Source organism: Mangrovibacillus sp. Mu-81 (genome assembly GCF_036867415.1).
Taxonomy (GTDB): Bacteria; Bacillota; Bacilli; order Bacillales; family Bacillaceae_B; genus Rossellomorea.
Window position 1 is genome coordinate 133,497 of record NZ_JBAJHU010000005.1, and the last position, 12,524, is coordinate 146,020.

Genomic DNA, 12,524 nt, shown 5'->3' on the forward strand with positions numbered 1-12,524 from the left:
AAACTTTTATGATAAAAAAGGTATTGATTGCCAATAGAGGAGAAATTGCGGTTCGAATTATACGTGCCTGCCGCGAAATGAACATTGAAAGTGTGGCTGTTTATTCAGAAGCGGATAAGGAAGCCTTGCATGTCCAGTTGGCCGATGAAGCTTATTGTATCGGGCCCACCTCTTCAAAGGACAGTTACTTAAATTTTACAAATATCATTTCCGTTGCAAAACTGACGGACTGTGACGGTATCCATCCGGGATACGGGTTCCTTGCAGAGAACTCTGACTTCGCGGAGCTTTGCCGTGAGTGCAACATCACCTTCATAGGCCCTTCACCTGAAGCCATTTCAAAAATGGGGACGAAGGATGTCGCACGGGAAACAATGAGGGAAGCGGGCGTCCCGATCGTCCCTGGTTCAAAGGGAATCGTGAAAGACGCGGATGATGCTGTCAAGCTCGCCGATTCAATGGGATATCCTGTCATCATCAAAGCGACTGCCGGCGGCGGAGGTAAAGGGATCCGAGTGGCAAAGACTCAGGAAGACCTTGTGAAAGGTGTCAACATCACGCAGCAGGAAGCAATGACTGCCTTCGGAAATCCCGGGGTGTACATCGAAAAGTTCATTGAAGACTTCAGACACGTTGAAATCCAGGTCCTTGCAGACAACTTCGGGAACGTCATTCACCTTGGGGAGCGCGATTGTACGATCCAGCGCCGCCTTCAAAAACTTATCGAAGAAACCCCGTCTCCTGCACTGAATGAAGAAATTCGTGCCCAAATGGGAGAAGCAGCAGTAAAAGCAGCCGAAGCGGTTGATTATACAGGTGCAGGCACGGTAGAATTTATATATGATTACAATAATCAATCATTTTATTTCATGGAAATGAATACCCGGATTCAAGTCGAACATCCAGTCACTGAACAGGTGACAGGGGTTGACCTGATCAAAGAACAGATCAAAGTGGCTTCCGGTGAAAAGCTGTCCCTTAAACAGGATGACGTAACCTTTACAGGGTGGGCGATGGAGTGCCGGATCAATGCAGAAAATCCGGAAAAGAATTTCATGCCATCTGCTGGAAGAATCGAAATGTATCTTCCTCCGGGCGGACTTGGGGTAAGAATCGATTCCGCTGCATATCCTGGTTATATGATCCCTCCTTACTACGATAGTATGATCGCAAAGGTCATCACGTATGGAGCTACTCGTGAAGAGGCGATTTCCAGAATGAAACGCGCCCTTGGGGAATTTGTTGTCGAAGGGGTGCACACGACCATCCCGTTCCATCTGAGATTATTAGAACATGAAACCTTTGTAGGTGGAGAATTTAATACGAAGTTCTTAGAAAAATATGATGTAATGAAATCCTAGTGTGAATTCAGGAGGTGCCTGACATGGCGGAAAATCAAAACCTTTTACAAATGTCTCACGGTAAAGACGGCCTTGGTAAAATTGAAATCGCACCTGAAGTAATTGAAGTGATTGCTGGAATTGCTGCTTCAGAAGTAGAAGGCGTATCTCAAATGCGCGGAAGCTTCGCAACAGGTGTTGTAGAGCGTCTTGGTAAGAAGAACCACGGAAAAGGTGTCAAGGTGGAGCTGGCAGAAGAAGGGATCATCATTGATGTATACTGCATCATGAAGTTCGGCGTTTCGATCCCGACGGTTGCACAAAAGATCCAGGATAATATTCGCCAAGCCCTATTGAACATGACTGCATTGGAAGCAGATGAAGTAAATGTCCATATCGTGGGTGTCCAGTTCGAAAACCAGACGATCGAAGCTGAAATTGATGAAGAGATGTAAGTTTGAATAATAAGAGAGAACGGCCTTCTTTATAGGGGTCGTTCTTTTTTGTTACGAGAAAAACGTGCGTATTGCCACTAGTTTGTGCTATTATCAAAGGTATGAAAAATTGACAACGACTAAAAGGAGTAATTAGAAGATATGAAGAGAAGAGTTGCCCGTGAAAAAGCTCTGCAGGCTTTGTTTCAAATAGATATGAGTGGTATGGAAGCGGAAGAAGCGCTTCAAAATGTGGTTGACGGGGAAGAAGTGGACGCATTTTTGAAAGAGCTTGTTTTAGGTTTCTTGAAAAATCAGGAAAAGGTAGACGGCATGATCAGGGAGCATTTAGAAAAATGGTCTTTTGACCGCCTTGCGAAGGTGGACCGCAATATTTTGAGAATCGGCACATATGAATTATTATTTGTGGAAGATGTTCCGGAAAAAGTCGTAATTAATGAAGCAGTTGAAATTGCAAAAACCTTTGGAGATGATCAATCGAGCAAATTTGTGAATGGTGTACTCTCTAAGGTAAGTCAATCTTAACAATGATAGGAGGCTGGTGAAATGTCAGCTGATCTTATTGATGGCAAACTCATCGCAAACCATTATCGTGAACAATTGAAAGAAACGATAACAGAATTAAAAAGAAAAGACGTGGTCCCCGGATTGGCTGTGATTCTGGCCGGCGATAATCATGCCTCCCGCACATACGTAAGAATGAAGAGAAAAGCTTGCAGCGAGTTGGGGATTCATTCAGAGCTTTATCAGTTTGATGAATCGTTACCGCAGCAAGATTTGGTGAATAAAATAGAAGAATTGAATGATAATGCCCATATCCATGGTATCTTGGTTCAATTGCCCCTTCCTCACCATATTAATCCGATTAAGATTATCGAAACCATTTCCCCGTCCAAGGATGTGGATGGGTTTCATCCGGTTTCAATCGGAAATATGGTTACAAATCAGGATACGTTCTATTCATGCACCCCTCTTGGTATTATGAAGATGCTTGAATATGAAAAGATTGAACTGACAGGGAAGCATGTTGTAATCCTGGGCAGGAGCAACATTGTCGGAAAGCCTGCCGGTCAGCTTTTCCTCAATCGGGATGCGACCGTTACACATTGCCATTCGAAAACCGCAAATCTTTCTGACTTTACAAAACAAGCGGACATTCTTGTTTCTGCAGTCGGAAAGGCTGGTTTGATCCATGCTGAAGACATTAAAGAAGGTGCCGTTGTCATCGATGTGGGGATGAATCGCGATGAAGAAGGGCGATTGTGCGGAGATGTGGATTTCAATGAGGTAAAAGAAATTGCAGGGAAGATCACACCGGTGCCGGGAGGAGTAGGGCCGATGACGATAACCATGCTTCTCTACAATACAGTGAAATCTGCACAAAGGTCACTGATTGATCGCCAAAAACAGTGAAAAATAGTACACTATATATAACAACTCAGAAGGGACGGCCTATCAGCTTGTCCCTTTACGTATACCCCCGAGATTAAAATCAAAGAAATTGCACGGTCAAAGGAGTCAGGTGAGCATGGAACACGATCAGTCACGTTATTTAACGGTACAAGCTCTGACAAAGTACATAAAACGAAAATTTGACAGGGACCCCCATTTGTCAAATATTTTTGTAAGAGGGGAAATTTCGAATTTCAAGCAGCATTCAAGCGGCCACATGTACTTCACTTTGAAAGATGACAGGGCAAGAATATTGTCGGTCATGTTCTCGGGGAGTAATCAAGCACTTAAGTTCCGGCCAGAGAGCGGGATGAATGTTTTGATACGCGGGGATATTTCCGTCTATGAAGCAGGAGGACAATATCAAATTTATGTCAAGGAAATGCAGCCGGATGGAATCGGTGAGCTTTATCTTGCGTACGAACAGTTAAAGGAAAAGCTTGATAAAGCAGGCTACTTCGATTCGGGCAGAAAAAGAATGATACCGAAGTTTCCGGCAAGGATCGCGGTAGTTACGTCTCCGACCGGTGCAGCAATACGGGATATTCTAACCACGATTAAAAGAAGGTATCCAATCGGGGAAATCTTGATCTTTCCTGCGCTTGTACAAGGTGATCGGGCTGCGGGGTCGATAGCGCATGCCATCAAGGAAGCGAATGGATACGGGGATATCGATGTACTGATTGCCGGACGTGGAGGCGGATCCATTGAAGAATTATGGGCATTCAACGAGGAAATTGTCGCCAATGCGATTTTGGAATCAAACATACCGGTCATTTCCGCTGTCGGACATGAAACAGACTTCACGATTGCTGACTTTGTAGCAGACTTGCGGGCGCCGACCCCAACTGCGGCAGGCGAGCTGGCTGTCCCACATATTGATGACTTGCTTGAACGGATCATGAACCGTAAATTAAGGATGATCAAATCGTTCAAAACGAAACTGCAAAGTGAACGAAATCGGCTTAACAGTTTAACGAAGTCGTATGCATTAAGGAATCCGCACACTCTATACCAGCAAAAAGTCGAACATGTGGACAGGCTGACAGATCAGCTGCATAAGAATATTTCGCTGCAAGTGAGGCATCAGAAGGAAACGCTCAATGGAATGCATTCCAGACTTCAGCGGGTGCATCCATCCCAGCTTCTGAAGATAAAAGAGGAACGGGTGAAGTTTCTGCGGGAGCAATTGGAGAAGCAGTTTAGAGGAGTCCTGAAAGAAAAAGGACATGAATTCAACTCAGTCCTGTCAACCTTTCATGCGCTGAGTCCTTTGAAAATCATGGACAGGGGATACAGCCTTGTCTACGGGGCGGAAGGGGAACTGATCAAGTCATCGCTGCAGGTGGCAAAAGGTGATCAAATCGAAATCAATGTAAAAGATGGAACGATACTATGCGAAGTGGATTCGGTAAAGGAGCGGGATGGAAATGGTGAAAAATAAAGAGGAATTATCGTTTGAAGAAGCAATGGAAAGACTGGAAGAAATCGTAGAGAAATTAGAAGAAGGGGAAGTCCCTTTAGAAAAGGCACTGCAATATTATCAAAGGGGAATGGAACTTTCAAAGCATTGTCATGATACCCTGAATAAGGCAGAGAACCAGTTAACGAAAATGATCACGGATGAAGGAGAAAAAACCTTCGAAGTCAAAGAGGAGGAGTAGTTGGTGACTCTTCATGTTGATTTGGCAGGATTCCAGCAAATGTATAAACAAAAAATTGAACATGTCATGCTCGATTTTGTAAATGGGCGAAACACTCCTTCAACGATTAAAGATGCGATGGTTTACTCCCTGCAGGCCGGCGGGAAAAGAATCCGGCCGATCCTTCTGCTTGCCGTCATTGAAGGGTATGGAAAAGATATCGAGGCAGGAATGAAGACAGCCGCAGCTCTTGAAATGATCCATACGTATTCATTGATTCACGATGATCTCCCATCTATGGATGATGATGATCTGAGAAGGGGGAAGCCAACTAATCATAAGGTATTTGGCGAAGCGATGGCCATCCTGGCAGGAGACGGCCTGTTAACACATAGTTTTCAGCTTATAGCAGAAGATGAACTTATTACAAGTGATCAAAAAATCAAGTTATTGGGCCTTTTAGCCAAATGTGCAGGCCCGGAAGGTATGGTAGGAGGACAAGTTGCTGATATCGAAGGTGAAAATAAAAGTCTGACTGTCGATGAATTGGAATCTGTTCATGTTCGGAAAACAGGAAAATTACTTATTTTCAGTGCACTCGCAGGTGCTATTATTTCATGTGCTTCGGGAGCGGAACAAAGCAAACTTGAACAATTTGCCCACCATATTGGACTGGCTTTCCAAATCCAGGATGATATTCTTGATATTGAAGGTACAGAAGAATTGATCGGTAAACGGACAGGCAGCGATGAATTCAAGCGAAAAAGCACATATCCCGGGCTGTTGTCGATGGATGGTGCAAAAGAAAAACTTCGATTCCATCTGGATAAAGCATTGTCTTCACTTGAAGAACTCAGTATGGATACGGCACTGCTTAAGCAAATCGCACATCTTATCGTCAACCGCAACCATTAATGTTCTTTCTATTTGAGGAAAGCATAAAATATGTTATAATAAGACTATAAAATAGTTGGGTGGTGCAGTATTCTAGTCAATCCACCAATCCTGAAGGTGGGCCTAAAAATCCACTAAAGGGCACATCGATGAAGTTCCTGGACTTGGCTTGAGGCGCCCAGCTTTGGGTCATATCTGGGAGTAAGGCTTGAGGGCGATCCACAATGGCATGTGGGCGTTGACCCGCAAGCCGCGGAGGCTTTGTATCTCACGCTGGCATAAAGCATGTGCAATGAGTGCAGAGTATGAACCTGCGATTGTGATGAAATTGATCACTAGCAGCGTAGCCTGCCTTGAGTGAAGAGAGAGGGGATTATGGTTACAAAGTACACATCAGTTGGCCATTGATATGTGCTTTTTCGTCCATATGAAATCCTCTTTGCAAAAGAGGCTAAGGATTGTGTTCAGGGTTGTTGAGGAAAACTCCTAGACTGTTCGTTTTGACATATATCGAGGATTATAGTGCGGACTAAGTGGTAATCCAGTCTAGCTTGTGGTGACGCGGCTAAGTCGGGTTTAATGGGAAACCGCCGGTATGGCAACATCCGGTACCTGATTGGGAAAACCTACTGGACCTAAGCTGCAATTTTTACTCTATATATGACCATCCAATTACATAGTATACGAACGATATTAACACAGAGAAACGGTGTGTGCAGACGATAATGAATGATACATTGAAAAACTCAATAAAGTGGAGTCTCAGTATTGCCGTTATCACATTCGTGTTAGCGGCTATTTTTTCAGTTGCATCCAATTTGGTACTGAACGGTGTAGCATGGGGAACAGGTTTATTTGTGGTTCTCATCATCGTGTGTATCGGTATCTTTTTTGATATGCTTGGAATAGCCTCGACTGCTGCAGACGAAACACCTTTTCATGCAATGGCGGCCAAAAAAGTATACGGCGCAAAATATTCGATCAAAATCGTCAGGAATGCCGATCGTTTCGCGAGTTTCTGTAATGATGTAATCGGCGACATTTCAGGGATCATAAGCGGAACTGCTTCCGCCATCGTCATCATCCAATTGGCGGTTTCCTTTCAGATCGAAGGCGGTTCTGCGAAGGAGTATATCGTGAGTGTCATATTGACGAGTATCATTGCCTCACTGACCGTAGGCGGCAAGGCACTGGGTAAAACGTTTGCGATTACGTATTCAAAGGATATAATATTTAGAGTCGGCACTGTTCTTCAGTTCGTTGAAGACCGGTTTCATATAGTCCTGATCAAAGATAAAAAAGATCAAAAAAAGAAAAAGCGCAAAATAGAGAAACAAAATATATAGCGATGAAAGTGAGTGGACCCAATGGATTTACTATCAATTAAAGAGCCTTCTTTTTTGAAAACGATGAGTAATGAGCAATTAGAAGAGCTCAGTGAGGAGATACGCCGGTTTTTAATCCAGAATTTATCAAGAACCGGGGGTCATATTGGTCCGAATTTGGGTGTCGTGGAACTGACGGTGTCCCTTCATAAACATTTTAACAGCCCCATGGACAAGATCATCTGGGATGTAGGGCACCAATCCTATGTACATAAGATCTTAACCGGCAGGGGATGTCAATTTGATACATTAAGGCAATACAAAGGACTGTGCGGATTTCCTAAAAGGAATGAAAGCGAGCATGATGTGTGGGAAACCGGCCATAGTTCTACATCACTTTCAGCAGCAATGGGTATGGCGATAGCACGGGATGTAAAAAAAGAAAAGTCTTTCATCATCCCTGTCATCGGAGACGGTGCACTTACGGGCGGTATGGCTTTGGAAGCCCTGAACCATATCGGTCATGAGAAGAAAGACATGATCGTCGTCCTGAATGATAATGAAATGTCGATCGCCCCAAATGTTGGAGCACTGCATAGTGTGCTTGGACGATTGCGCACTGCAGGGAAGTATAACTGGGTGAAAGATGAACTTGAGTACATCCTGAAGCGTATTCCTGCAGTAGGGGGAAAGCTCGCCAGTACAGCGGAAAGAGTAAAGGACAGCCTGAAATATCTGTTTGTATCCGGCATGTTCTTTGAAGAACTTGGATTTACTTACCTTGGCCCGATCGATGGGCATGACTTTGAAGAATTGGAAGAAAATATTCAGTATGCCAAGAAGACTAAAGGGCCTGTATTGCTTCATGTCATAACAAAAAAAGGGAAAGGATTCCAACCTGCAGAGTCTGACAAAAAAGGAGACTGGCATGGTACTGGACCATATAAAATTGATACAGGCGACATCATAAAACCGGTCAACTCACCTCCTTCCTGGAGCGGTCTTGTGAGTGAGACGGTCAGAAAGATTGCCAGGGAAGACGACCGTGTCGTCGCCATTACACCGGCGATGCCCGTTGGATCCAAACTGTTGGGGTTTGCTGAAGAATTCCCTGACCGGATGTTTGATGTAGGGATCGCAGAGCAGCATGCGGCCACAGTGGCGGCAGGGCTTGCTACGCAGAATATGAAGCCGTTTCTCGCTATTTATTCCACCTTCCTGCAAAGGGCATATGATCAAGTGGTACATGATATCTGCAGACAGAATCTGAATGTCTTCATCGGGATCGATCGTGCAGGATTAGTCGGGGCTGATGGAGAGACCCATCAAGGTGTATTTGATATCGCCTTCTTAAGACATCTTCCAAACATGGTGATCATGATGCCGAAGGATGAAAACGAAGGTCAGCATTTGGTGAACACGGCTCTGAACTATAATGACGGGCCGATCGCATTAAGATATCCACGAGGGAACGGATACGGTGTTCCGATGGATTCCGAACTGAGAACCATACCGATCGGATCATGGGAGGTTTTAAAGAAAGGAAATGACGCTGTCATCCTTACATTTGGGACCACGATACCGATGGCGATGGAAGCTGCGAATGAGCTGGAGAAACAAGGTGTATCCGTGCGGGTGGTAAATGCAAGGTTCATCAAGCCGTTGGATGAAAAAATGATGAAATCCATCTTTGAAGAAGGAATTCCTGTGCTTACGGTAGAAGAAGCAGTCCTTCAGGGAGGCTTTGGTAGCTCAGTACTTGAATTTTCACAAGAAAACGGCTTCCGAGACGCGGTTATCGAACGGATAGGAATTCCTGATTATTTCATTGAACATGGCAGTGTGAAAGAATTATTAAATGAGATCGGGATGACGAAAGAAAATATTATCGATCGCATCCTCACCATAACTCCAAAAAAACAAAAAAGGGCTTAATGACTTTATGAAAGCAAAAAAACAACGTTTAGATGTAATCTTGGTTGAAAGAGGATTGATTGAAACAAGGGAAAAAGCTAAAAGAGCGGTCATGGCAGGTCTTGTCTATTCAAATGAAGAGAGATTGGACAAACCCGGCGAGAAAGTAAGTGAAGATATCCAGCTTACCATCAAAGGGAAAATGATGCCGTATGTGAGCCGCGGCGGTTTGAAGCTGGAGAAGGCATTGAAAGTGTTTGATATCGAAGTGAAAGATAAGGTCATGATCGATATCGGCTCCTCGACGGGAGGCTTTACGGACTGCGCCCTTCAAAATGGAGCGAAATCATCATATGCAATCGATGTCGGGTACAATCAGTTAGCATGGAAGTTAAGGCAGGATGAGCGGGTTGAAGTGATGGAAAGGACCAATTTCCGTTATGTAACTCCTGCTGATTTACCTGGTGAGATGCCGGCTTTTGCCTCGATTGATGTTTCGTTCATTTCACTTTCATTAATTCTTCCGGTACTGAGAACGCTTTTAGTGCCAGGTGGAGATTGTATTGCACTGATTAAGCCGCAGTTCGAGGCGGGGAAAGATCAAGTCGGTAAGAAGGGAATCGTACGCAACCCTAAAGTTCATCTTGCTGTGATTGAAAAAATCATGACCTTGGCTGTAAATGAAGGTTATGAACTTCGTGGATTGTCTTATTCACCGATCACCGGAGGAGACGGAAACATCGAATTTTTGATTCACCTGCGCTGGACAGGGCAAAAGAGTGAAGGGACTTCCCTTCTCACTGTCACTCCTCAGGAAATCATCGATGAAGCGTACAGTCAATTTAAAGCAAATAATCCATAATGGTTCAGGCTGCTCTCATAAAGGGGCAGTCTATTTTTATGACCAAATGGTAAATGGTCCAAGAAGGCAAAAAAACGCCTTCCCGGCCCATTTATCTTATGCTTGTCGGGGCTGAGCAAGCCGCCTCCGCTTTTGAGTTGTACTTCTTCATCAAATAAGCTACTATAAGCGTAGAGGTATAAATATACAGGTTTAATTCCGGGTAAGAGGTGTAAGTTCTATGATGAACAAAGGACAGAGACATATTAAGATAAGAGAAATCATTACGAATAGAGATGTCGAGACTCAGGATGAGCTGGTCGAAAGCCTTAAGAATGCAGGCTTCAACGTGACGCAGGCTACTGTTTCCAGGGATATTAAGGAATTGCATTTGGTCAAAGTCCCATTGATGGACGGCAGATATAAATACAGCCTTCCTGCAGACCAGCGTTTCAATCCTCTTCAGAAGCTTAAAAGAACGCTGACGGATGCGTTCGTTAAGATCGATACTGCAGGCCATATGCTTGTCATGAAAACACTTCCTGGTAATGCGAATGCAATTGGAGCCCTGATCGACAACCTGGATTGGGAAGAAATCCTGGGTACGATTTGTGGAGATGATACATGTCTGATTATCTGCCGGACGGAAGATGAAACGAAAGTCATCACGGAACGTTTTCTCGATATGTTATAGAATTTATGAAAACCACATTACAATTGCCCGGGTGAAAGATATTTCACCCTTTTCAACTTGACTCCGGTTTAGTAATGCCGAAATAAAGGTTTGGTATTATACTATCCCCAAAGGGCAACATGTATTAAATTTCTATAAGTCCCTTATCAACTGAGGTGAATGATTTTTGTTACAAGAATTATCTATTAAAAATTTTGCCATCATCGATGCTCTTGCTCTTTCGTTTGAAGAAGGATTAACTGTTCTGTCTGGTGAAACCGGAGCAGGAAAATCCATCATCATTGACGCGATCCATCTCCTCGTTGGAGGACGGGGATCAGCGGAATATGTCCGTCATGGAGAGAAAAAAGCTGAGATAGAGGGTTTATTCATTCTTGATGATGATGCACATCCGTGCCACGAAAAGGCATCAAGTTTCGGAATTGAGATCGAAGAAGGAATGATCGTACTCAGAAGAGAGATCTCGAATAATGGAAAAAGTGTGTGCAGAGTGAACGGTAAGTTGGTCACTATCGCCATTATGAGGGAAATCGGCGGTGCTCTGATTGATATACATGGGCAGCACGAGCATCAGGAATTGATGAATGAGCATTTGCATCTGTCCCTTCTTGATCAATTCGGAGGCAAGGAAATTGATGCTAATTTAGTCTCCTATCGGGAAATATATAAAGAGTACAGTACTCTATACAAGCAATTGACAAGATTAAATGAAAATGACAAAGAGATGGCGCATCGATTAGATCTCATTACGTTTCAGCTCAAAGAAATCCAAGAAGCTGATTTAAAGCTGAATGAGGACGAAGAGCTGCTTGAAGAAAAACGGAAGCTGATGAATTTCGAAAGATTATACGAATCACTTCAAACTTCCTATAACAGCATCCAGGGGGAAGGAAAAGGACTCGATTGGACGGGTTTGGCTATGAGTCATCTCGAAACGGCTGCGGATCTTGACAATCAGTTTCATAATACGTTTGAGGCAGTATCGAATGCATTTTATGTTTTAGAAGATGCTGTGCATCAGATCCGGGGAGACCTGGATCAATTGGAATTTGAGCCGGATCGCCTGGACCTGATTGAAACAAGGCTGAATGAAATCAACGGTCTGAAAAGAAAATACGGCTCTTCTGTGGAAGAAATCCTTGCTTACAGTTCCACGATTGAAGAAGAAATCGAAACGATCTTGAATAAAGACTCTCATGTGGAAGAGCTGCAGAATAAGCTGCAATCTCTTGAGAAAGACTTAATCGTAGAAGCGCAAAACCTGACTAGGTCCAGAAAGAAATGGGCAAAGAAACTGACTGTAAGCATCCATGAGCAGCTGAAGCAGCTTTATATGGATAAAACCAAGTTCGAGGTTCGGTTTAACGGCAGGGATGAAGAGAAGTCTTTCTCTTTTTCACAGTTTAAAAAAGATGGCTGGGATCAGGTTGAATTTTACATTTCCACCAATCCCGGCGAACCGTTGAAACCACTGTCAAGAGTTGCTTCCGGAGGGGAACTTTCCAGGATCATGCTTGCCCTGAAAACGATCTTTTCCAAGCATCAAGGAATCACATCGATTATTTTTGATGAAGTCGATACAGGTGTAAGCGGAAGAGTGGCTCAGGCCATTGCTGAAAAGATTTATCAGGTTGCCGCCCACTCGCAGGTTATGTGCATCTCCCACTTGCCGCAGGTGGCGGCAATGGCTGACAGTCATTTGTTTATATCGAAAAAGCTTCTCAAAGGCAGGACAAGTACATCAGTCAAACGACTGGAGGAGCAGGAGAAAGTAAATGAAATTTCCCGGATGATTTCGGGTGTGGAGATTACAGATTTGACACAGGAGCATGCAAAAGAGTTGCTGCAACTGGCAAATTCAATAAAAGAAACATGAAAAGCTATCCATACCGGGTAGCTTTTTTTCTTTATTACCAGTTATAAATGTCGCTTTAAAAGGCAAAATTAAAACTGTAGCCAAGTAAGT

General features: G+C 43.8%; 13 protein-coding genes. All 13 read left to right on the forward strand.

The window, feature by feature from the left end:
- Window positions 1-8: 8 nt before the first annotated feature.
- A complete protein-coding gene (gene accC / locus V6B33_RS12800; RefSeq protein ID WP_334218132.1) occupies window positions 9-1,361 on the forward strand; it encodes an acetyl-CoA carboxylase biotin carboxylase subunit in 1,353 nt (450 codons plus the stop codon).
- Between the two features lie 23 nt (window positions 1,362-1,384).
- Window positions 1,385-1,795, forward strand: a complete 411-nt coding sequence (locus V6B33_RS12805) for an Asp23/Gls24 family envelope stress response protein (RefSeq protein WP_334218133.1) — start codon at window positions 1,385-1,387, stop codon at window positions 1,793-1,795.
- A 141-nt stretch (window positions 1,796-1,936) separates the two neighbouring features.
- Window positions 1,937-2,320, forward strand: a complete 384-nt coding sequence (nusB, locus tag V6B33_RS12810) for a transcription antitermination factor NusB (RefSeq protein ID WP_334218134.1) — start codon at window positions 1,937-1,939, stop codon at window positions 2,318-2,320.
- A 21-nt stretch (window positions 2,321-2,341) separates the two neighbouring features.
- Window positions 2,342-3,208: a bifunctional methylenetetrahydrofolate dehydrogenase/methenyltetrahydrofolate cyclohydrolase FolD gene (gene folD, locus V6B33_RS12815; RefSeq protein WP_334218135.1), complete on the forward strand. Its 867-nt coding sequence runs from the start codon at window positions 2,342-2,344 to the stop codon at window positions 3,206-3,208.
- A gap of 115 nt (window positions 3,209-3,323) precedes the next feature.
- Window positions 3,324-4,691: an exodeoxyribonuclease VII large subunit gene (xseA, locus tag V6B33_RS12820; protein ID WP_334218136.1), complete on the forward strand. Its 1,368-nt coding sequence runs from the start codon at window positions 3,324-3,326 to the stop codon at window positions 4,689-4,691.
- The gene (gene xseB / locus V6B33_RS12825) at window positions 4,678-4,911 is read left to right on the forward strand and encodes an exodeoxyribonuclease VII small subunit (RefSeq protein ID WP_334218137.1); all 234 of its coding nucleotides are present in this window, start codon (window positions 4,678-4,680) and stop codon (window positions 4,909-4,911) included. The genes xseA and xseB overlap by 14 nt, the downstream gene beginning before the upstream one ends.
- A 39-nt stretch (window positions 4,912-4,950) precedes the next feature.
- Window positions 4,951-5,805, forward strand: a complete 855-nt coding sequence (locus V6B33_RS12830; RefSeq protein WP_334218250.1) for a polyprenyl synthetase family protein — start codon at window positions 4,951-4,953, stop codon at window positions 5,803-5,805.
- Between the two features lie 187 nt (window positions 5,806-5,992).
- Entirely contained in the window at window positions 5,993-6,145 is a 153-nt protein-coding gene (locus V6B33_RS12835; protein ID WP_334218138.1) for a hypothetical protein, read from the forward strand.
- A gap of 364 nt (window positions 6,146-6,509) precedes the next feature.
- Window positions 6,510-7,130, forward strand: coding sequence for a hypothetical protein (locus V6B33_RS12840; protein WP_334218251.1), 621 nt, complete (start codon window positions 6,510-6,512; stop codon window positions 7,128-7,130).
- A gap of 21 nt (window positions 7,131-7,151) precedes the next feature.
- Entirely contained in the window at window positions 7,152-9,044 is a 1,893-nt protein-coding gene (gene dxs / locus V6B33_RS12845) for a 1-deoxy-D-xylulose-5-phosphate synthase (RefSeq protein WP_334218139.1), read from the forward strand.
- A 7-nt stretch (window positions 9,045-9,051) separates the two neighbouring features.
- Complete coding sequence (locus V6B33_RS12850; protein WP_334218140.1) at window positions 9,052-9,885, forward strand: TlyA family RNA methyltransferase; 834 nt, start codon at window positions 9,052-9,054, stop codon at window positions 9,883-9,885.
- 223 nt (window positions 9,886-10,108) lie between these two features.
- Window positions 10,109-10,558: a transcriptional regulator AhrC/ArgR gene (gene ahrC, locus V6B33_RS12855; RefSeq protein WP_334218252.1), complete on the forward strand. Its 450-nt coding sequence runs from the start codon at window positions 10,109-10,111 to the stop codon at window positions 10,556-10,558.
- 166 nt (window positions 10,559-10,724) lie between these two features.
- On the forward strand, window positions 10,725-12,434 hold the full coding sequence (gene recN / locus V6B33_RS12860) for a DNA repair protein RecN (RefSeq protein WP_334218141.1): 1,710 nt from the start codon (window positions 10,725-10,727) through the stop codon (window positions 12,432-12,434).
- Window positions 12,435-12,524 lie beyond the last annotated feature (90 nt).